At 45.9% G+C, this 20496-nt stretch carries 21 protein-coding genes; 2 read left to right on the top strand and 19 right to left on the bottom strand.

Features of this window, described 5'->3' with window-relative positions:
- Positions 1–15 precede the first annotated feature (15 nt).
- The 7 genes from tgt to AC58QM_RS16035 all read right to left on the bottom strand — a co-directional run bounded on the left by tgt (position 16) and on the right by AC58QM_RS16035 (position 7665).
- On the bottom strand, positions 16–1155 hold the full coding sequence (gene tgt, locus AC58QM_RS16065; protein WP_057311648.1) for a tRNA guanosine(34) transglycosylase Tgt: 1140 nt from the start codon (positions 1153–1155) through the stop codon (positions 16–18).
- A gap of 49 nt (positions 1156–1204) precedes the next feature.
- Complete coding sequence (gene queA / locus AC58QM_RS16060; protein ID WP_497285593.1) at positions 1205–2284, bottom strand: tRNA preQ1(34) S-adenosylmethionine ribosyltransferase-isomerase QueA; 1080 nt, start codon at positions 2282–2284, stop codon at positions 1205–1207.
- Between the two features lie 9 nt (positions 2285–2293).
- Complete coding sequence (locus tag AC58QM_RS16055; RefSeq protein WP_497285591.1) at positions 2294–4471, bottom strand: SpoIID/LytB domain-containing protein; 2178 nt, start codon at positions 4469–4471, stop codon at positions 2294–2296.
- A gap of 188 nt (positions 4472–4659) precedes the next feature.
- Positions 4660–5667 carry a Holliday junction branch migration DNA helicase RuvB gene (gene ruvB, locus AC58QM_RS16050; RefSeq protein ID WP_497285589.1) on the bottom strand — a complete coding sequence of 336 codons (1008 nt, stop codon included), beginning with the start codon at positions 5665–5667 and terminating at the stop codon, positions 4660–4662.
- Between the two features lie 32 nt (positions 5668–5699).
- The gene (gene ruvA, locus AC58QM_RS16045) at positions 5700–6329 is read right to left on the bottom strand and encodes a Holliday junction branch migration protein RuvA (RefSeq protein ID WP_497285587.1); all 630 of its coding nucleotides are present in this window, start codon (positions 6327–6329) and stop codon (positions 5700–5702) included.
- Complete coding sequence (gene ruvC / locus AC58QM_RS16040) at positions 6326–6829, bottom strand: crossover junction endodeoxyribonuclease RuvC (RefSeq protein ID WP_497285585.1); 504 nt, start codon at positions 6827–6829, stop codon at positions 6326–6328. Before ruvC ends, ruvA begins: the two co-directional genes overlap by 4 nt.
- Positions 6830–7002: 173 nt before the next feature.
- Positions 7003–7665: a BofC C-terminal domain-containing protein gene (locus AC58QM_RS16035; protein ID WP_497285583.1), complete on the bottom strand. Its 663-nt coding sequence runs from the start codon at positions 7663–7665 to the stop codon at positions 7003–7005.
- 513 nt (positions 7666–8178) lie between these two features.
- On the opposite strand from AC58QM_RS16035, the gene sigW reads away from it, so the two are divergent.
- Positions 8179–8790 carry an RNA polymerase sigma factor SigW gene (sigW, locus tag AC58QM_RS16030; protein ID WP_310502873.1) on the top strand — a complete coding sequence of 204 codons (612 nt, stop codon included), beginning with the start codon at positions 8179–8181 and terminating at the stop codon, positions 8788–8790.
- A 68-nt stretch (positions 8791–8858) separates the two neighbouring features.
- Here sigW and AC58QM_RS16025 read toward each other — a convergent pair whose 3' ends face one another.
- The 5 genes from AC58QM_RS16025 to AC58QM_RS16005 all read right to left on the bottom strand — a co-directional run bounded on the left by AC58QM_RS16025 (position 8859) and on the right by AC58QM_RS16005 (position 13973).
- Complete coding sequence (locus AC58QM_RS16025) at positions 8859–10121, bottom strand: LysM peptidoglycan-binding domain-containing protein (protein WP_497285581.1); 1263 nt, start codon at positions 10119–10121, stop codon at positions 8859–8861.
- A 189-nt stretch (positions 10122–10310) separates the two neighbouring features.
- Entirely contained in the window at positions 10311–11177 is an 867-nt protein-coding gene (pheA, locus tag AC58QM_RS16020) for a prephenate dehydratase (protein WP_497285579.1), read from the bottom strand.
- The gene (gene thrB, locus AC58QM_RS16015; protein ID WP_497285577.1) at positions 11174–12151 is read right to left on the bottom strand and encodes a homoserine kinase; all 978 of its coding nucleotides are present in this window, start codon (positions 12149–12151) and stop codon (positions 11174–11176) included. The genes pheA and thrB overlap by 4 nt, the downstream gene beginning before the upstream one ends.
- A gap of 53 nt (positions 12152–12204) precedes the next feature.
- Positions 12205–13491 (bottom strand): homoserine dehydrogenase, encoded by a 1287-nt coding sequence (locus AC58QM_RS16010; protein WP_497285575.1) that lies wholly within the window; start codon positions 13489–13491, stop codon positions 12205–12207.
- A 29-nt stretch (positions 13492–13520) separates the two neighbouring features.
- Positions 13521–13973, bottom strand: a complete 453-nt coding sequence (locus tag AC58QM_RS16005) for an ACT domain-containing protein (protein WP_497286031.1) — start codon at positions 13971–13973, stop codon at positions 13521–13523.
- A gap of 197 nt (positions 13974–14170) precedes the next feature.
- Here AC58QM_RS16005 and AC58QM_RS16000 point away from each other — a divergent pair, with 197 nt between their 5' ends.
- Complete coding sequence (locus AC58QM_RS16000; protein WP_497285573.1) at positions 14171–14680, top strand: NUDIX domain-containing protein; 510 nt, start codon at positions 14171–14173, stop codon at positions 14678–14680.
- Positions 14681–14735: 55 nt separating this feature from the next.
- On the opposite strand, the gene AC58QM_RS15995 is transcribed toward AC58QM_RS16000, so the two are convergent.
- From AC58QM_RS15995 to rplU, 7 genes are all read right to left on the bottom strand, one after another.
- The gene (locus AC58QM_RS15995) at positions 14736–15716 is read right to left on the bottom strand and encodes a C40 family peptidase (protein ID WP_497285571.1); all 981 of its coding nucleotides are present in this window, start codon (positions 15714–15716) and stop codon (positions 14736–14738) included.
- Positions 15717–15878: 162 nt separating this feature from the next.
- On the bottom strand, positions 15879–16955 hold the full coding sequence (locus tag AC58QM_RS15990) for an anthranilate phosphoribosyltransferase (RefSeq protein WP_497285569.1): 1077 nt from the start codon (positions 16953–16955) through the stop codon (positions 15879–15881).
- A 156-nt stretch (positions 16956–17111) separates the two neighbouring features.
- The gene (obgE, locus tag AC58QM_RS15985) at positions 17112–18416 is read right to left on the bottom strand and encodes a GTPase ObgE (protein ID WP_497285567.1); all 1305 of its coding nucleotides are present in this window, start codon (positions 18414–18416) and stop codon (positions 17112–17114) included.
- A 15-nt stretch (positions 18417–18431) separates the two neighbouring features.
- The gene (locus tag AC58QM_RS15980) at positions 18432–19187 is read right to left on the bottom strand and encodes a Spo0B domain-containing protein (RefSeq protein ID WP_497285566.1); all 756 of its coding nucleotides are present in this window, start codon (positions 19185–19187) and stop codon (positions 18432–18434) included.
- A 191-nt stretch (positions 19188–19378) separates the two neighbouring features.
- Positions 19379–19693 (bottom strand): 50S ribosomal protein L27, encoded by a 315-nt coding sequence (rpmA, locus tag AC58QM_RS15975; protein WP_036742986.1) that lies wholly within the window; start codon positions 19691–19693, stop codon positions 19379–19381.
- Between the two features lie 4 nt (positions 19694–19697).
- Positions 19698–20051, bottom strand: coding sequence for a ribosomal-processing cysteine protease Prp (locus AC58QM_RS15970; protein WP_497285565.1), 354 nt, complete (start codon positions 20049–20051; stop codon positions 19698–19700).
- 11 nt (positions 20052–20062) lie between these two features.
- The gene (gene rplU / locus AC58QM_RS15965) at positions 20063–20374 is read right to left on the bottom strand and encodes a 50S ribosomal protein L21 (RefSeq protein WP_028555793.1); all 312 of its coding nucleotides are present in this window, start codon (positions 20372–20374) and stop codon (positions 20063–20065) included.
- Positions 20375–20496: the final 122 nt, after the last annotated feature.

Raw genomic sequence — 20496 nt, 5'->3', positions numbered from 1 at the left:
AGGTCTCCTCCTCTCTTAAAATCCTCTTTCATTATCATTCAGCCCGTAAGCGGCAAAGAAAGTATCGCGGAAATCGAGTAATCGATCTTCCTTAATGGCTTCTCTTACTTCACGCATGAGCTGTAGTAGAAAGTGAAGGTTATGAATCGTCGTCAAGCGAATACCGAACGTTTCATCCGCTTTGATCAGATGTCGAATGTAGGCACGACTATAGTTCGTGCACGTATAACAGGAACATTTGGCATCTAGCGGGCCGAAGTCTGTTGCATATTTCGCATTACGAATAACAAGACGTCCTGAACTTGTCATACAAGTCCCATTTCTAGCAATCCGCGTAGGTAACACGCAATCAAACATATCAATGCCTCGGATAGCGCCTTCAATTAGTGCATCAGGCGAGCCAACCCCCATCAAATAACGCGGCTTGTTCGCAGGCATAAGCGGTGTTGTGTAATCTAGCACTTCATACATCAAATGCTTAGGCTCTCCAACACTCAGTCCACCAATAGCATACCCCGGGAAATCCATGGAAGTCAACTGCTCCGCGCTTAGCTTACGTAGATCCTCATGCATGCCGCCTTGAATGATGGCAAACAAGCCTTGATCCTGAGGTCTAGCATGGCTTTGCAGACAGCGTTCTGCCCACCGCGTCGTACGCTCTAGTGATTTCTTCACGTATTCGTATTCCGCAGGGAACGGTGGACATTCGTCGAAGGCCATCATGATGTCAGAACCAAGTGCATTCTGAATTTCCATCGCCTTCTCAGGGGATAGAAATAACTTATCACCATTCAAATGTGATTTGAATGTAACGCCTTCCTCCGTAATTTTACGCATATTGCTAAGGCTAAATACTTGAAAACCACCGCTGTCCGTCAAAATGGGACGATCCCAGTTCATGAACTTATGCAATCCGCCTGCTTCTTTCACAATCTCATGTCCAGGACGAATGAACAGGTGGTACGTATTACTTAAAATGATTTGAGCGTCCATCGTTTTCAATTCTTCCGGACTCATCGTTTTCACAGTGGCTTGAGTGCCTACTGGCATAAACGCTGGTGTTTCAATAACACCATGTGGCGTGTGAACGCGGCCTAAGCGGGCGCCGGATTGTTTACAGGTTTTAATCGGTTCGTAAGTTACTGCTGCTGTCATGATATCCACTTCCTATTCTAAGCTTACTCTATCGTTCATTTAAAACGTCTTAATAAATTAACATCGCATCGCCAAAACTGAAAAAACGATACTCCGCTTTCACAGCTTCTTCATAGGCTCGCATCACATTTGACTTCCCAGCTAGCGCACTAATTAGCATGAGTAACGTAGATTTGGGCAGGTGGAAATTCGTTAACAACACATCAACGACACCAAATGCATAGCCAGGATAGATGAAAATGGACGTCCATCCCTGTGAAGGTTGAAGGAGTAATGGCTCACCTTCTTGGTAGCCAAGTTGTTCACGCGCTAATCCAGCCGCCGTCTCCAACGTCCGTGCCGATGTTGTTCCGACAGCGATGACGCGTTTGCCTGCTAATTTAGTTTCATTAATCAGTGAGGCTGTTTCTTCGGACAAAATGTAATACTCGGCATGCATTTGATGTTCTTCGATCTTGTCCACAGATACGGGGCGAAATGTACCCAGACCTACATGTAAAGTCACGAAAGCGAGACGGATACCTTTGTCCTTGAGTCGCTCCAAATAATCCTCTGTAAAATGCAAGCCAGCTGTTGGCGCGGCGGATGACCCTTCATGCTTCGCATAGACGGTTTGATAGCGTTCCCGCTCAGATAGCTGCTCCTTAATATAGGGAGGGAGCGGCATCTCGCCTAACCGATCAAGAATCTCATTAAAAATTCCAGTGTACCGGAATTGCAGTATACGGGCTCCCATGTCGCCAACCTCTACGACTTCTGCCGTCAAGAGAGGTTCACTGCTCTCGTCACCCGTTAAGCCAAAAACGGCAACAGCACCAAGCTGCATACGTTTGCCTGGCTTGACTAATGCCTCCCAGCGATCCTCGCCAAGCGGCTTCAGCAATAATAACTCCACTTTCGCGCCCGTATCTTTCTTCATACCAAAAAGCCGTGCTGGAATGACTCGTGTATCATTCATCACGAGTAAATCCCCGGCTTCTAAGTAATCAATTAGATCTTCGAATGTGCGATGAGCGGTTTCGCCTGTTTCTTTGTTCAGCGTAAGCAGCCTAGACGCCGTGCGTTGAAGCAGCGGCGTCTGGGCGATTAATGATTCAGGTAATTCAAAATCGAAATCTTGTACTTCCATCAGATAGATTCATTCCTTCGTTATGTTGACCCCAGTAAAGTAAGTCTGAAGTATTTTTTTGTAATCGTAACCCTTTTCCGCAAAACCTTTTGCGCCCCATTGCGACATACCTACACCATGACCAAACCCGTTTCCTCGGAAAATAATTTGGTTCCCTTGCAAGGTAATCGTTCCCTTGGATGGAGTCCCCGGAGTCGTCGGTCCTGTCACCGCGAGCTTATTAACGCCTGAGCTGCTAATCGTCATAGCATCTTGTTTCTTCACTGCAGTTGGCTGAGACTGATTGCCAGCTAGCGCATACAAGCTGTCCGCAGTATGCGAGACTACCCCCGAGCCGCTCAGAATCGATATACTTGGAACATTCGGGCTAGTACCAGTATAACTGCCTGCACCTTCTATTTCAAACAGCGTGCTTGGCAATCCGCCAAGGACCGTTCGAATCGCATCTGGATTCTTCACACTAACGACAACACCGTTCGCTTTTAACTCGATGGCTCGGCCAGATGGCCCTCTTTTAGACACTTCCAGAGAAGTTAATTCGCCTTTAATCGGTATCTTTGCCGCCTCAAGCTTACTCTTAATTTCACTTAATGTATAAGGACCACGTATCCAAGAATAGGCATTCGATTCTTTCTCTTGCCCTAGGATGCTCACTTTCTCTTTAACAGCCAGCTTCGCGATGGCAGGGTTCGCACTATTATCAACATAAGGCGATAGTCGCACATTGACGTCTTTCTCAGTAGATTCAAAAATCGCTTTACCAGATTTGTCCTTCTGCCCTGTGTCCTTAAGATACATGCTATGTACAAAGCCTGTGCTGCCGTCTGTCAGTTGAATTTGATACCAGATGGCCTTCCCCTGTTCAGCTCCTTCATCTGGGCTAGGTACACTTCGAAGGTAGTCCACTGAATTGCCCCATGCTTCCGTAGGATCTGCGGTTATCCCTCCCGCATTGGACGCAAACACAGGTGAAATCAAGCCTCGCTTATCAGAAATCACTTCATCCTTCGTAGCATCGACAGCTTGGTTGCCTGCTGTAAATTCTTTATCCAATCCATAATAGGCCTGGTCTTGTGTGGTATCCGTCACCTGTGCAATCTCATATTTATTTCCTTGATAAATCGCAAAGGTACGGGCTGCCACAGCTTGAGCCTTCAACGCTTCAGTTGGCCATTGTGAATTAAGTTCGGCCCCCATAACCCCATATAAATACTGCTCCATCGGAACTACATTAATTAAGGCTAATCGATCCTGATACATACTTAACTCCATGTCACCTCGGAAGCTGCGATCCATACGCTCTTTCACTGCGATCCCCATCTTCTTCGGATGCAGGATAGTTTTCTGTTCACCTGCGCCTGTCACATAATGAGCCACGGAAGCTGTCGGAGAGGTTGAGACCGTTACATCCGACCTGCGAATTAAGTAAGCATCCTTCGTGTTCGCCGTTTGGAGTGGCACGCTAGGAGCTGCTTTGAGCGCTGCTTGTTTCACAGCCTCCAAATTGGCATCTGTTGCTTCGTTGCCTATCCAAACACTATAACCAACCTTCCCTGCGCTATCCGCCTGTAAGACCAGATCAGCTGCTATGCCTGCCTGGGTATACAACGCGATTTGCTGCTGTGCCGCAGCCTCTGTAGCAAATGTCCCTGCACTTAAATGAAGGGGTCCACTGACGGCAGGAACCGTATTTTTAGTCAATGCCGCTACCGTTGTATCCTTTAATGCTTGAGCCGCAGCAGCATCTGCTTCAGCCTTCGTAGGCAGGTTTCCATAGAAAACTTGGTAGACCGTTTTACCCAACTTCGTACGACTTAACACATAGCTTTCCTCTGGCAAAAGATTCAGTTTCGTATTCAGTGCTTTGGCAGCAGTAAAATCAGACGTTTCCAACATGATCGTACTAAACTGATCCAATGACATCCGAATAGACGTATCCGAGATTGAAGCCCATGGTTTTACCTCTACACTCGCTGAATTCCGAACACCAATATCAAATCCGCCAGGTGAGGACAGTGAAACTAGCGGCTCTATCTTTTTATAATTGCTAGCATTAATGACAATGGCAACACGAATCTGATCCAGATGCTTAGTTCCCACCGCGTTGGCTTTAGATCCTCCGTAAGAGAAGGTTGAAAACGTGACTGCTGCTGTAGTTATGAGGGCAATATGCTTTGCATAAATCATCTTTCGTCTTCCAAACATACAGGTATCGTATCCTTTCTTTCTCCGTTCATCTAGTAATGTAGACTCTAGCAAGAGACAGAAGTTTTGTTCGTTCGCAGAAAAAATGACAAAAAAAGCTAATGCCCGCCCTTTAAGCAGCGGCAAAAGCTTACAATTGTCCATACATCTATAGAGGAACTGAGTACGATTTAACGTTGCTCTGGAACAGGTAAACCAAGATGGTGATAGGCTTGCGGCGTCACTGTCCGACCTCTTGGGGTGCGCTGCATAAATCCGATTTGAAGCAAGTAAGGCTCGTATACATCCTCAATCGTTTGGCTTTCCTCACCAATCGTTGCAGCGATCGTTTCAAGCCCTACAGGGCCCCCCTGGAAGCTCTGAATAATCGCGCGCAGCATTTTATGATCGATTTCATCAAGACCCAAATCATCAACCTGCAGCAGGCGTAATGATTCTTGAGCGAGCTCCATCGTAATAATGCCATCGCCTCTTACCTGCGCAAAATCACGAACCCGCTTCAGCAAACGGTTGGCAATACGCGGAGTTCCACGCGAACGCATGCCGATCTCACGCGCAGCATCACCCACAATGCCGACCTGCAGGATGTCGGCTGTCCGACTGACGATATAGCTGAGCTCATCGACAGTATAAAACTCCAAGCGACTGACGACACCGAAACGGTCGCGCAGCGGCGCAGAGAGCAGCCCTACACGTGTCGTGGCGCCGATCAATGTGAATGGCGGCAGATCGAGTCGCACGGATCGTGCGCTTGGCCCCTTGCCAATGATAATATCAAGGGCAAAATCCTCCATCGCGGGGTATAGCACCTCTTCCACCGTTCGGTGGAGACGGTGAATCTCATCGATGAAGAGCACATCTCCCTCCTGCAGATTCGTCAGGATGGCAGCAAGATCTCCAGGCCGCTCGATGGCTGGCCCGGAGGTTGTACGAATATTCACGCCAAGTTCATTGGCGATAATGTTGGATAGTGTGGTTTTGCCAAGTCCAGGCGGACCATAGAGAAGCACATGATCTAAAGCTTCTTTCCGCATCTTTGCAGCTTCTATGTAGATCTTGAGGTTCTCCTTGGCCTGCTTCTGTCCGATGTATTCGGCCAAAAAACGCGGACGTAGACTATACTCGACCACATTGTCTTCCATCATAAAATTAGCCGATATGATTCGGTCATTGTCCATGGTGTCCCTCCTTCTTTCACACGATCAGTTGCTTACATGGTAAATAAGGCTTGCAAAGCAAGCTTCACTAGAACATCAACGGAATCCGATGGTCCTGCTTTTGGCTTCACCTGCAACCAGGCACGATCGACTTCTGCTTCTGTGTAACCAAGTGTCATTAAGGCTTCCTTCGCTTCACTCCATGGCAGCCCGCCTTCAGTTAATTGTGCGGATCCGACAACGCTCAGGGCGACAGCCGCTTCTGGACTTGAGAAGCTTACAGAGCCCAGCTTATCTTTCAAGTCTAGAATAATCCGTTGAGCCGTTTTCTTCCCAATGCCAGGAAGCTTAGTTAGAAACGCCAGATTTTCTTGGCTGATCGCCAGAATGACCGCTTCAGGTCTCCCGCCAGCAGCTAGAATACCCAGTGCTACTTTGGGGCCAATTCCGCTCACATCCAGCAATAAGCGGAATAAGGACTGCTCATCACGTGTCATGAAACCAAATAGGAGATGCGCGTCTTCCCTTACATGGTAATGAATGAACATTGTGACATCCTCATTTTCCATATGGGAAAGTGCATAAGGATTCGGACAGAACACACGATAACCAACCCCGTTTACATCGAGAACCGCATAATCACTTTCACGCGCTGCAACCTTACCTCGTAAGAAATCTATCATCGTTTCCTGACCTCATTTATCATAGATTGAAGAGAAGAGGAATGGGCATGACAAATAGCGATAGCGAGCGCATCAGCGACATCATCTGGCTTCGGCACTTGTGACAGCTTCAGCAGAATCTTGACCATCTCCTGCACTTGCTTCTTCTCTGCATTCCCATATCCTACAACGGCTTGTTTTACTTGAAGCGGTGTATATTCAGCAATCGGCAACCCAGCCTGAACGCCAGCAAGTATCATCACACCTCGCGCCTGGCCAACGGTGAATGCCGTCGTTACGTTTCTATTAAAAAACAATTTCTCAATAGACATCACATCAGGTTTATATTTCTCTATCAATTGCACTGTAGCATCATAGACATCTTTCAGTCGGATACCAGGATCCGTGTGTGCTTCCGTTTGAATCGAACCATATTGTACCGGAACTAGCTTACTGCCGATTTTATCAATAAAGCCAAAGCCTACGATCGCGATCCCTGGATCAATTCCTAGAATACGCAAAACATTTCTCTCCCATCTAAAAAAAAGCGAACATATGTAGTCATTTCATTATAGCAGACATAATAAACAGCTACAACGCCCATCTTGGAGTTCTACATTGTAACAAAAAAAAAGAGATAGGCTCGGGAATTCCCGAAACTATCTCTTCGATTTTATCTGTGGTATTGTTGGAACTAGGGACGCGACATGGCGCCTTCTGTAACTTCCATGGCATAATCGCTGAACGTAGATAATACGCTATTATACTCCTCTATATCTGTGACCCGGATTCCCTCATGCAGCTGAGCAACCGTATCGGTTGGCAAACTGCTTTCTAACTGCTGGATATTGAGCTGGAAAAAGGTTCGAATAATTTGATTATTTGCAGGTGTACCATTGAATAATGATAAGTTACTGCTACCATCAATCCCAAATACGGCTTTTTCTTTGCAGGTTGGAGATAGATCATCAATGTTTTCCGTAAAGACAACCTCGCCAGAGTCCTTGATGCTTAACAGCCAGCTAGGATGTTGTTTCTGAAGCGAGAGTAATTCTTGTGACGTATGTGAACCCAGTAGACTGCGTTCTTCTCCACAAACGTAGGACTTGAGCAAATAGCTTTCTCTGCGATCCGAAATGGTTTGCAACAACTTGGTCGCTTCCTGAAGACGCGCATCATCCTCCGGCGTTAAGCCAGCGATGGTTGCTCGGGTCGCAACTTTCGAGTTTGATTGGTCTTCATGACCTGCTACCACCCAGGTAATCGCAACAACCAGAACGAACATCCCTAAGGTCAACCAACTGCGCTTCCAGCGTAGTCTCTTCTTTAATTGCTTCAAGAACCGGTGTACATTCACGTTATCCCCTTCTTCTTGTTTTTTCGTATTGTTTCCATTTGCAAGATGCACTATACATCATTTACCATAGAAGAGAACGAAACCAATCAAGACGGATGGTGAACGTAACCATGAACGAAAGAAAACCTATTAAACGCACAACCCTCCTCATTATCGGCGTCGTATTATTCTGGGGAAGTGTGGCATTATGGAATGAAATCAATAAGATCGGACCAGCTCCTTCGGGTACAACGTCAGTCTCCCAGTCAAATCCGAGTCCCCACTCCTAGCAGAGAGACTTTGACTTCGTCAAAGATCCCTATGAAGTGTCACGAAACTTACATGATTTCGGTAACAAATGGTTATAATCGGACTCTTCCTCTCATTTGAATTTGACTGTAGCCACAGAAATGATATAGTCAAAGATAGATGAAAAACTCTCATAGGCATACACGAATGACGATATATATGAAATAAGCAAATGAGAATGCTCTTCACCTTTTTCTAAACGACAACTCTAAGGAGGGAAACATCATGAATGTGGCAGAACTTCAATTAATTCAATTATCCAGACGGGGCGATCGCAACGCTTTCGTGGAGTTAGTCGAGCTCTACCGTAGTAAAATACAAAAGCTAGCGTTTCGGATGCTGCATAACCGTCCTGATTCCGAGGATATTGTCCAAGAAACCTTTATCCGGGTCTACTTGAATTTAAACCACTTTGATGAAAGCCAGAATTTCTCAACTTGGATTTATCGGATCGGAAAAAATGTTGCCATTGATTTACTTCGCAAAAAAAGGCCCGTACAATCTCTTGATGCGGAGCTAAACGATTTTGATGATGATTACAGTTACTACAGTAAACTGGCCAGCCAAGATCAATCGCCGGAACATGCTGTGCTTCAAACCGAAATTCAAGAGCATATGCACGCATCGATTAATAAATTGGCGGACAAATATAAAGGTATCATCACCCTGTACTATCTCGAGGAGCTTTCCCTTCAAGAAATTAGTGAACGAATGAACCTGCCGATTACGACAGTGAAAACACGGTTACATCGGGGGCGTGAGCTTCTTCGCAAAAAGTGGGGAATGAATTTCGTAATTGGTTTAATGACGTTTTTCACATTGGGCATGATCGCTTAATAGCCCTTCTGCATACAAAAAGCCTCAAACCACGATGTACGTCGTGATTTGAGGCTTTTTTATTATTCCTAGAAGTTAATCCACGGACCAGCGGGCTTGCTCGCTTCACGCGTCTCCGTAGCTCGTTGTTGTTGCTGTAAGAAAGCACTTAGCGCTGAAGCTCCTGATAGCTTTACTTTTCGTGTTGAGCGATGTCCGTTTGGCTTGAGTTTATCTGCTTTTTGCTTGTCGCGAATCGTAATATCCACTTCAGCTAAAGTATCAGTTACCTTCTTCAGTTCATGGGTATGAACTTGGGGCAACAAGGAGGACTCTTCAAAAGGGGCATGCTGTCCTGCTCCTGCATAAGGGATACCATACGGGTTGTGCTGATGGGCATAGTGCTGTGCCATAGGGTGATCATACGGCATCGGAGGCGGATAAAAAGCTGGTATAGCTTGCATCTCTTGTGGCATCATCGTGTCCCAAGGATTTCCCATCGGTACATTGGCGAGATGGGCTGGATAATTCATCCACTGTTGCTCATTCATCGCAGGTCCGCCGCACCCACAGCCTTCATCGACGACTGTCACAGGGGCTACCATTGTAGGAAGCGGCTCACAAGGCTCTTCTTGAAAAGGCGAATAGGCCGACGGGTACGTCATTGCCTCATGTTGCTGCTGTTCAGGGTATGCAAAGACCTCTGTAGCCGTAATGTGAAATTGTTGAAACGGATGTACCGCTTGCCCATAAGGCTCATGTAGCGCATGCTCTTCCATGACTGGAGCTGGAATAACCGGAGACGTCATCGGTACTTGCTGAGGTATTTGCGGCAGAGCAGGTACCGTTTCACCCAGCGACAATGGCGGGGCTTCAACAACAGGTTGTTGCGGGCTCGGAATCACAGGCTGCTGATAGGCATCTGTTGGCGGCATCACAGGCATCGGTGCAAATGGCTCCGTGGATAGCTTGGAAGTATGATGCGTGCCATGCTGATTACTATGCGTATGTCCATGCTGCATTTTAGGAACAAAAACGATATCCCCCGTCATAAGTACATTCGGATTCTTCAGGTGCGCATTCGCTTTAATCATCGCTTGCAATGGCACATCCCAAGCTTTCCCAAGCTTCCATAAACTGTCCCCCTGCTGGACAACATGTTTATAAACAAAATCAGATGCAGGTGGATCAACCGGCTTAACGGAAGATGGAATCTTCACTTTCATCCCAACATCAATCTGATTCGGATCAGCGATTTGCGGATTAAGCGCAATGATCTGGTCTAGGGTGGTGTGGTATTTTTTTGCAAGCTCGTACAGGGTATCGCCTTTTTTGACAATATGGATTTTCAAAACCCTACCTCCTTAAGAAAAACTGGTTTCGTAAGCATCTCCTTCGCGTCTCTCTTCCAATCGCAGTAACTTGGCCGCGTCAGCATTCGCTTATTCACAATAATGATATTACAGTTTATGCACGTTCCTAGGCTTTTGCCCCTGTCGCACAAAAAAAATCCCTCGCGTCCTAAACGCAAGGGATTTGTCTTATGAACTTATATAAGAATAGCTTGGATAACAACCCAGAATTCGGACCTGACATCCAATCGCTTCGATCTCTTGAATAGCTGAAGGTAGAAGAACAGAGTCCATCGTACCAACGATATCGATATAGAAATAGTAAATGCCAAGCTTCTTCTTCGTCGGCTTCGATTCAATCTTCGAAAGGTTGATTCTCCGCCAAGCAAATGCAGACAGCACCTGATGTAAACCTCCGGGATAATCGTCTGGTAAGGTGACAAGGATTGTCGTCTTAATGATCTCCGAGGACTTCAACTCTGATGCCTCTTTACCAACGAGTAAGAAGCGTGTCATATTATCCTTATGGTCTTGAATTTCACGTTGCAGCATGGGCACGTTATAATTCGCTGAAGCGATAGCCGTCCCAATCGCAGCAACCGTTGGATCCTGAAGCGTTGATACAATACGAACACCCTCAGCCGTAGAACTCACTTGTTCAAACTCAGCCTCACGCAAATATTGCTTCATAAATTGATTGCACTGGGCAGGAACAACTTGATGAGACAGCACTTTGCGAATGTGACGATAAGGGTTCGTAGGATCAACGTCCATATCTGGATTCGGATACCCTATTAAATTCATATCGATTGGGAATACCCATTCTGCTCGAATCGGTAAATCAACTTCATGAACAAGCCAATCTACATGTAAGTGTACAGAACCCTCTAATGTATTCTCAATGGGAATAACACTCAGATCCGTTTCTCCAGAAGCCGTAGCATTAAATACCTCTGAAATCAACTTATACGACACATACGTAAAATTCTCACCTAGAAAATGACGCGTAGCTTCCTCTGAAAACGTACTGGGTCCAAGTATTGCGACTCGTTTCATGCAAGCACTTCCTTTTCCACTAGAGAAAGAAGCCCCTCATCACTGCTTTGAAGTTCGGTTGTCGTCACACCTTCTTGGCTTGGCTTTAGCCATAGAAGCTGGGCTTCAATGCCTTCTTTAGCCAATGTGCCCTGAAGGAACGATTCTAGCTCCGTTTTCTTCTCACTGCGCGCATCAACCAGCGCTAACATCGTCGGTCCCGCTCCGCTCAAAGCAACACCAAGCGCGCCATGATGTTCACATTCATCCAATAATGTCTTCATGCCAGGAATGAGCGCCGCGCGGTAAGGCTGATGCAAGCGATCTTTCATCGCATGACGGATCATGCCGAGGTTCCCTGTGCTGAGCGCAGCAACGAGTAACGAGGAGTGGCTAAGGTTGAACACCGCATCCTTCATCGATACATGCTGCGGCATCACACCTCTCGCCTTTTCAGTCGATAGCTGGAAGGCTGGTATCGCCACCAGCACCTCCAGATTGTGATCAGGCTCAATCCGGATCGATTCTGCCTTTACTTCGTCCCAGAACGCAACAACGATCCCGCCGTAAATGCTTGCGCCCACATTATCAGGGTGCTTCTCCAGACGCGATGCGATTTGAAAGAGCTCATAGGTTGAGAATCGATTCCCTATAAGTGCATTCGCGCCTGCAAGTGCGCCTACAATCGCTGAAGCACTGCTTCCTAAACCACGTGTAAGTGGAATCTCACTATACATGGTGATCTCAAGCTCAGGATGTGAAACGCCTGCTTTATCAAAAACCATTTGAGCAACCTTATAGATTAAATTCGTTTTATCCGTAGGAATACCACTCATCTGATCGCCAATTAATTGTATTCTCGTCTGATCAGAGATCGCCATATCAATCCAAGCATATAAGTTCAAGGCCATCCCCAGAGAGTCAAAGCCGGGACCTAAATTAGCTGTGCTTGCCGGTACTTTCACCCTTACCTTTTGTTCTATCTTGTAGCTCATTTCGAAATTGCGCCTCTTTTCACTCAAAATAAATGGATACGCCGTCCAAATTCTTATCCTTCTACACGGTACACGCTCTTAATCGCATGAATGACATCCATAGATTTGAATTGATTCAATACATTTTTCATGCTAGCTTGGTTCGCATCATGTGTAATAATGATAATTTCAGCTTTTGGATTGGATTTATTCGGATGTTGGAAGACGGACTCCAAACTAACTTCATGCTCTGCAAAAATTTGTGTAATTTGCGCAAGTACCCCTGCTTTATCCTCAACATGAAGCAAGATGAAGTTCTTGGAAGCGATTTGTTCGTCTGTTTTGAGCTTCTTCTCTTTATAAGGAGCTTGTACCGTACGACCATTAATACCTAATTTCAAATTGCGTACAACAGCCACTAGATCGGCTACAACGGATGTTGCAGTTGGAAGCTCGCCGGCACCTGCACCATAGAACATCGTTTCACCAACAGCTTCACCAGTTACGTATACGGCATTGAAGACACCGTTTACGGATGCTAGTGGATGTGAATTTTTTACCATTGTCGGTTGAACGCTCACCGAGATATGGCCATCATGATTCTCAGCGATACCCAAGAGCTTCACTTCGTAGCCTAATTTCTTCCCGTATTGGATATCTTCCTTCGTTACCTTGGAAATCCCCTTCGCTTCAACATCACTCAATGCAACGTTCGCGTGAAAACCAAGTGTCGATAGGATAGTCATTTTACGAGCAGCATCCAAGCCTTCAACATCGGATGTCGGGTCCGCTTCCGCGTAGCCCAATTCCTGTGCTTCCTTCAGCACATCCGCATACGCCGCGCCTTCTTGACTCATTTTCGTCAAAATATAGTTCGTTGTGCCGTTCACAATACCCATAATTTTCGTGATACGATCAGAAGAGAAGCCTTCTACAAGCGCACGAATAATTGGAATACCGCCTGCTACGCTCGCTTCATAAAAAACGTCGCAATTATTCTCAGCCGCTTTCGCCAAAATCTCAGCACCATGCATCGCCATAAGATCCTTATTGGCCGTAATGATGTGCTTACCATTTCCAAGTGCTGTTAGAATGTGTGCTTTCGTTGCTTCAACGCCACCCATGACTTCAACAACGATATCAATGTCACTATCACCGATCACATCCCACACATTCTCTGTTAGCTTATCTGCATCCACAGAGATGTTCCGATGCTTGGATTTATCTTGTACAAGGATTTTTGCAATTTCAATCACTGAACCTGTTTGACGTTGCAAATCCTCTTGATGTCCTTCAACAATACGTACTACACCTGTTCCTACAGTACCTAATCCTAGTAAACCAACCTTGATGGGCTTCATTTTATTACCTCCTGAATTGTATGCTATCTTTAACTGCCTTGACCGATGACCATGGCACGCTTAACTCCATCTTGTGCTCCTAGGCGATCCACAATTTCTCGGATCTCTTCACCCATGGATGAAATTTCTAGTGATATAACGACGTTCGCCATGCCTTGTAATGGAATCGTTTGGTGAATGGTTAGTACATTGCCATCCAAATTTGCGATAAGTGCAAGTACGCGGGATAATATCCCGGCTCTATGCTCTAAATCCATTGAAATCGTAATAATTCGCTCGCGTTCTAGCTTGCTAAGCGGATGAATGCCATCTTTATACTTATAGAAGGCGCTTCTGCTCAGCCCAACTTGCTCTACGGCGTCGTGAATCGTCTTCACTTCTCCCCTAGCAAGTAACTCTTTGGCCTGCGCTGTCTTCAGAACACCTTCTGGAAGAATATCCTCGCGGACTAAGTAGTACCGCTCAGGTCCGATGTGCTTCATGGTTGGAAGGAACTCTTTGCTCTCCGGCACCTAACTACCGTCCTCTCCAAAAAGACTAATGTTTCCCTATAGAGGACATTATATCGAAACATGCCCCGTGAAGCAATAGGCAAAATGCATCCAAGCATTCGCCTTTGCAGCCCCTTCCCTTTCTATGATAAGCTGAAACGGAACCAACAACGTGAGGGGAACTCTCCATGATTACATTACGTATGATGTCTACTGCACTTTTATGGAACAAGCATGACGAGCTCCTTATGATGAAGCGAGCACTAACGCGCACGCTCTCCCCTGGCTTATGGGCAGCAATTGGCGGTCATCTCGAACCGCATGAAATCAACCAACCTAGAACAGCCTGTTTTCGTGAAATATGGGAAGAAACAGGCATTGAACAGGACGAAATTCATGACCTACGCCTTCAATATGTCTTGCTTCGACTCAATGGCCAAGAAATACGCCAACAGTTCTTTTACATAGGCAATACGGATGTGGATCCACGGATCATTACATCTGAAGGCGACCTTTACTGGGTCCCCAAAGCCTCTGTTTTAGACCGTCCGATGCCTTATATTTTTCGCTGTTTGCTCGAACATTATTTCAGCGTAGGCCCAACTTCTCATCCATGGATCGGCTCAGCGGGGATTCACTCCGAGACCGAAGCACCAACGATTCATTGGAATCCATTACTGGATCCTATGCAAATCTAGGATCGCACAAAGAGCAGACAACGATTTCTCGTTATCTGCTCTTTGTTTGTCATGCCTATAGCGCGCTGCCTCCGAAAAGGAAGCGATACTCCCAGTGGCGATTGGCGATGGAATCGATTCGCACACCGCCGCTTTCTTTGGAATATGTGGATAGAATTTGGCCATTGCCTAGGTAGATAGCAACATGCGTAATGGTCTGCGTTGCCTTATTTATGCCTGCATAATTGGACTTTGCTGTCCCTTTATAGGACATAAAGAACATGAGATCGCCAACCTTGAGGTTATGCCAGTCCGTAACATTGTGTCCAAGTGACTTCACATACGCGCCTTGACCTCTAGAGTCTGACGGTAATTTCAATCCAATGCCATCTAAGTAAGCTTGACGTACAAAATCTGAACAATCAAACGTCGCTGTATTATCGCGACTAGAACCATATTCATATGGTGTTCCTATGTATTTCTTTCCGGCAGCAATCACTTTTTGAATCTTTTCACTAGTTGATCCTCCACTGCCGCTTCCAGGGGATGTTACACCACCAGAAGTTGTAACGTATGTGGGGCTTGTGCTTATGTATCCTTCACGACCATCAGAAGCTTTGACTTTATACCAATAGGCATTTACTTTTTGCAGGATCTGCACCGTTTCTCCCGCCTTCAGATATCGTATGCGTGTTGCATTCTCATTGGCAGCCGTACGGAAACTCACGCTTGCGACGATGCGTCCAGTTCCAGTTGCTGGTGTTGTGGTTTGACCGTTTGCTTTTATGTACTTCGAACTCGTTGAGACGTAACCGATTTGACCGTTCGTGACTTGAACTCTATACCAATAGTCATTTACTTTTTCAATAATGGAGACAGGCTCACCAGCTTTTAAATAACGAATGCGAGGTGAATTCTCATCAGGACTTTGCCGAAAGCTCACACTGCTAACAACTTCACCAGTGGTTGCAGCAGATGCTGCTTTAGGTAATGGGACGGTAATAGCCCCAAATATAAGAGAAGGAATAAGGGCAAATGCAAGTAATTGTTTCTTCATGTTGTAGGCCTCCTAGCGATTTGTACTTACGAATGACAACGACACTAGTAAATGGTAACATATCCATTGATTAAGGTTTAGCTGTAACATCTACCAATTTTGCTACCCCCACAAAAAAAGACCCCCATTTGCTGTCTAAGAACCAGCTTCTTGGAAAGGTCTTCAACCTATTTTCGATGAGGAATCGTCGCTATCTGATACATCCTGGAGCTTCAAATACTGACTCTGATCAATCCAGCGCTGCATGGTTTTATGTGCTTCTTTCCGCTGTAGTAAAGCTTCGGCCAGCTGAAAGCCCTCCTCGTAACTATCCACTCGATCAAACCATTTCAATCGCAGCCCCGTATTAAAAATGACATGATCCCGTTCCCGTTTGACTTCCACGCCATCCTCGCCTGAAATAATTCGCTTCACCATGGTGATCTGCTCTTCTTTAGCAAGTAAGGGTAAGGCTGTACTCGTGAAGCCAAACTTCTGCGGCTCAACACTGCGGGACTCATCTCCCCAAGGTGTCACAATGCGCATCGTGCTGTTCTCATAGATAGGTAAATCCTCGGAACCATCAATCCCACTGATAATATACGCTTGTTGAAAGCCTGATCGCATCGAAATAGGAATCAGAGACTCCATAGCTTTACGCTGCTGCACGCCAATAATTAAATTCGTAGAAAGCACAGGATTCAATACTCTCTCAATGGTATCAATGACCGTTCGTATGCCTAATTGATCTCTAACCTGCTTCAGTCGCCCTATTGGCGGACACAACTGTTCGGTAGGGAGGAATCCAATATGCAAATGAAATAGCATAGATTGCCACGCCTTCACAGAAAGTTGAACAGCTACACCAAAGCTCTCAACAATTTCCTTCAGTGCTGTCCCTTGCCGCGAAGGAAGTGCATCACCACCTTGCATCACTTGTGTGAAGCCCACTGAAGCAAGAAGGAGGCTGACAGGCAGCGTAATAGGGAATCGCTTTCTCCCCTCTGTTGGCCCAATAGAAGTAAGCGAGTTAGGCTGAGCATGGTAATTCAAGGCGTAGCCGCGATAGACATCAATAAAGGCCATCAACTCATCATCTGCTTCCCCTTTCATACATAACGCCATTAAGAATGCTGCGCATTGCGCGTCTGTTGAATCTCCCTTCGCCATTTCACTGGCAGCATCCAACGCTTCATCGTAGGTTAAATCCCGCATCCGTGTTTGATCCGAACCCATGGCTTGAATCCATCGCTTCATCATGCTCCTCCTCTCTCCGCTTTATGTTATATTTACTTACACATTATTGGTTATTTATATAAAATGGTAATGCTTTTAATACATCATGTCAAGTATTGTGACATCATTTGTGTCAAAATAAGAAAAAGCACCTATCCCATAGGGATAAGTGCTCATGTATTATAGATTGTTTTCGTCAAACTCGAAGTCAAAGTCACCAATTTGAATCGTCTGTCCATGGACAGCACCGCGTCTACGCAACTCGTCATCAATGCCCATGTTACGCAAAATACGAGCAAAGCGCGCGATCCCATCTTGGGTCGTAAAATTCGTCCGCTTGATTAATTTCTCAATGGACGGACTCTCGATAACGAAGACATCATTATCACGACGAATCGTGAAGTCATTCTCTTCGCGTTTCTCAAAGCGGTATACTTTACGCTCTTCCGTCCCAGCTACACCCTCAACTTCAGGGGCATTCGGGATGCTTTCCACGATTTCAGAAATCTTGTAAAGCAGGTCTTGAACACCGCCGCGTGTAAGGGCAGAAATCGGATAAACCGCGTAATCCTTACCATCAGCAGCCAGTTGCTCTTTGAACAACGCCAAGTTATCTTCCGATTCTGGCATGTCCATTTTGTTGGCTACAACAATTTGAGGACGTTGCTCCAACTTCGCATTATACAGTTTGATTTCTTCATTGATTTTAACGAAATCTTCATAAGGATCACGTCCGTCCGCAGCCGACATGTCCACGACATGTACAATAACTCGCGTACGTTCTACGTGACGCAGGAACTCGTGACCAAGACCTACACCTTCATGAGCACCTTCGATCAATCCTGGCAAATCCGCCATCACGAAGCTTCTGCCATCCCCAACATCCACTACACCCAAGTTAGGTGTTAACGTTGTGAAATGATACGCAGCAATCTTAGGCTTCGCGGCAGAAACGACAGACAATAGGGTAGATTTACCCACACTCGGGAAACCGACAAGTCCTACGTCAGCCATCACTTTCATTTCTAAGGTAACCCAGCGCTCTACGCCTTCTTCACCATTCTCGGCAATCTCAGGAGCTGTTAGGCGCGCCGTTGCAAAGCGTGCATTTCCTCTTCCGCCTCGACCACCTTTGGCAACGACAACCTCTTGCCCATGGCGTGTCAAGTCAGCAATCACTTCTTGCGTATCATCATCAATGATTGTCGTCCCCGGAGGGATACGAACGATCATATGTTCCGAATTAGCTCCGTGCATCGTTTTGTTGCGGCCTTTCTCGCCGCGTTCTGCTTTAAAGTGCTTCTGATAACGGAAATCCATCAGTGTCCGCAAACCTTCGTCTACGCGAAAAACAACATCTCCACCATTGCCTCCGTCACCACCGGCAGGGCCACCATCGGGTACGTACTTCTCACGACGAAAAGCAACTAAACCGTCACCACCGTCGCCGCCTTTTACAAAAATCTTCGCCTTATCAACAAACATTTCTACACCTCAACTTTATATATGAAACGGCAATCGTAGTGTGACACCTGCTTCTTCTTCATGCCAATCCTCATTCTCAAGCGAATACTGGGAACCTATCGATGAAAAACGTTGTAAAACGGATTGCTCAAGTTGCTCCCGATTATAGGGGCCTTGATATACAAAATCAAGCAGTAGGCAATCTTCTTGAACATCAAACTCCAAGCTGAGTGTGCCACTTTCCCCGTCTTCAAATGCCGTATGTTCTTGGACGCACGCTACCATTTGCCGAACCAATCGTTCAATTAGTCCGTGCTGGATCGGGAGTTGTCCAAGATTTAATTCTTGTTCGACTTCTACTTGCAGCTCTAGTGTCTTCGACTGCACGCGGAATTGAAGCAAGTAAGCAATGAATGATGGGATCCCCAACTTGGAGAGATTGCTTTCCTGCTGCATAGTCATTTTTATTTTTTCCATATAAGGCCGTAAATTATCAAACTTCTTCATTTGAATATAACCAAATAAAATCTGAGTATCATTCATCCAATCATGTCGTAAGCGATTAACGACAGCAATCAACTTCAGATGATTGTCTTGCTCTTGCTGCTTCTGCGCCCAACGCCACTTCTCTTCCATTCTACTCACTTCTAGTCTCCAAGCGGTATAACCGCTAACGAGAATGATCAGTAGAAACGCCACTCTGATAATCCAGGGTTCTGTAACCAACAAGCCAGTCAATCCTATGAACACAAGTGCTAATAAATAGACTTGTGCGCTGCCCAATTGCTTCATTATCCGTCCGCCCCGTTCTCCCTGCTTTGTAACCGTTCATCCAGTATATCATGATGGCTGGAAAACTTCACCAAACAAACGAGAAAACCTCCGCCCTCGACCATCCGAAATGAGTGATCACGGTTAGAGGTTTTTCCATGTCTGCCTGAGAAAAAATCCCTGGATGAACTCTCGCTCACCAGGGATTCTAATTACGCTTCTAGAGCTGCAGCTACTGGAGCTACATCAACTGGGTATACGCTCACTTTTTTGCGATCGCGGCCCAAACGCTCGAATTTCACAACGCCTTGTACCAAAGCGAAAAGTGTATCATCCGAACCGATGCCTACGTTCGTTCCTGGGTGAATTTTCGTACCGCGTTGACGGTAAAGAATACTTCCAGCAGTAACAGTTTGACCGTCAGCACGTTTAGCGCCAAGGCGCTTAGAGTGTGAGTCACGACCGTTCTTTGTGGAACCTACCCCTTTTTTGGAAGCGAATAATTGGAGATCCAATTTCAAAAACATGGTGTTATCCTCCTTTGTGATAGATTGTTTCAATCGTTATATAATCACCGTAAGTTTGTTCAATCGTTTGTAACATAACGACCATCGATTCTATAATTAACTGCACTTGACTCCAAGTTTCAGGTATGTCACGCGCACTTTCTGGGATGGTTACATCCACAAGTCCTCGTTCCATTTCGTGAATGGGAATCACACCGGTTAGAGATACGATCGAATTAATAGTACCAACGGAAACCGCCGATACCGCGGCGCAGACCAAGTCTTTGCCAGGCACGTCATATTCAGCATGTCCTTCAACTACAAAAGAAAGAATGTGAGGTGAATCCGGTGCAAGACGTTCTATGGTCACGTAGATCATAGGCTTGTCTCTTACGCTTGGATTTTCTCAACTACTACTCTTGTGTACGGTTGACGATGACCTTGCTTTTTGTGATAGTTCTTTTTCGGTTTGTACTTATAAACGATGACTTTTGCGCCTTTGCCGTGTTTCTCCACTTTCGCGGAAACTGAAGCACCTGCAACCAATGGAGCACCTACTACTAGGCCATCCTCTTTGGAAACCAAGAACACACGATCAAAAGAAACAACCTCACCCTCAGCAGCGTTCAATTTTTCGATGTAAAGAACATCGCCTTCTTGAACTTTGTACTGTTTACCACCTGTTTCAATAATTGCGTACATTTTCACTTACCTCCTCATGTCTCAGACTCGCCTTGTGCAGGTGACGGAACGAATTCAAATCCATTCGCGTACTTCGACCTGTTTCGTGCGGTTACAGCATGCCTAAACAACACACTCCGAGT

The organism is Paenibacillus sp. J22P165, assembly GCF_059692015.1.
Note: the sequence above shows the minus strand (reverse complement) of the source record. Positions and strands in the feature narration are given on the sequence as shown.

Excerpts from the sequence above, each read along its gene's own strand:
- rpmA (WP_036742986.1), bottom strand. The coding sequence starts at position 19,693 with ATGTTTTTGAAATTGGATCTCCAATTATTCGCTTCCAAAAAAGGGGTA.
- sigW (WP_310502873.1), top strand. The coding sequence starts at position 8,179 with ATGAATGTGGCAGAACTTCAATTAATTCAATTATCCAGACGGGGCGAT.
- AC58QM_RS16005 (WP_497286031.1), bottom strand. The coding sequence starts at position 13,973 with ATGAAGCACATCGGACCTGAGCGGTACTACTTAGTCCGCGAGGATATT.
- AC58QM_RS15995 (WP_497285571.1), bottom strand. The coding sequence starts at position 15,716 with ATGAAGAAACAATTACTTGCATTTGCCCTTATTCCTTCTCTTATATTT.
- queA (WP_497285593.1), bottom strand. The coding sequence starts at position 2,284 with ATGGAAGTACAAGATTTCGATTTTGAATTACCTGAATCATTAATCGCC.
- thrB (WP_497285577.1), bottom strand. The coding sequence starts at position 12,151 with ATGAGCTACAAGATAGAACAAAAGGTAAGGGTGAAAGTACCGGCAAGC.
- AC58QM_RS16010 (WP_497285575.1), bottom strand. The coding sequence starts at position 13,491 with ATGAAGCCCATCAAGGTTGGTTTACTAGGATTAGGTACTGTAGGAACA.
- ruvB (WP_497285589.1), bottom strand. The coding sequence starts at position 5,667 with ATGGACAATGACCGAATCATATCGGCTAATTTTATGATGGAAGACAAT.
- ruvA (WP_497285587.1), bottom strand. The coding sequence starts at position 6,329 with ATGATAGATTTCTTACGAGGTAAGGTTGCAGCGCGTGAAAGTGATTAT.
- pheA (WP_497285579.1), bottom strand. The coding sequence starts at position 11,177 with ATGAAACGAGTCGCAATACTTGGACCCAGTACGTTTTCAGAGGAAGCT.
- AC58QM_RS16000 (WP_497285573.1), top strand. The coding sequence starts at position 14,171 with ATGATTACATTACGTATGATGTCTACTGCACTTTTATGGAACAAGCAT.
- AC58QM_RS15970 (WP_497285565.1), bottom strand. The coding sequence starts at position 20,051 with ATGATCTACGTGACCATAGAACGTCTTGCACCGGATTCACCTCACATT.
- rplU (WP_028555793.1), bottom strand. The coding sequence starts at position 20,374 with ATGTACGCAATTATTGAAACAGGTGGTAAACAGTACAAAGTTCAAGAA.
- AC58QM_RS15980 (WP_497285566.1), bottom strand. The coding sequence starts at position 19,187 with ATGAAGCAATTGGGCAGCGCACAAGTCTATTTATTAGCACTTGTGTTC.
- AC58QM_RS16055 (WP_497285591.1), bottom strand. The coding sequence starts at position 4,471 with ATGATTTATGCAAAGCATATTGCCCTCATAACTACAGCAGCAGTCACG.
- AC58QM_RS15990 (WP_497285569.1), bottom strand. The coding sequence starts at position 16,955 with ATGATGAAGCGATGGATTCAAGCCATGGGTTCGGATCAAACACGGATG.
- tgt (WP_057311648.1), bottom strand. The coding sequence starts at position 1,155 with ATGACAGCAGCAGTAACTTACGAACCGATTAAAACCTGTAAACAATCC.
- obgE (WP_497285567.1), bottom strand. The coding sequence starts at position 18,416 with ATGTTTGTTGATAAGGCGAAGATTTTTGTAAAAGGCGGCGACGGTGGT.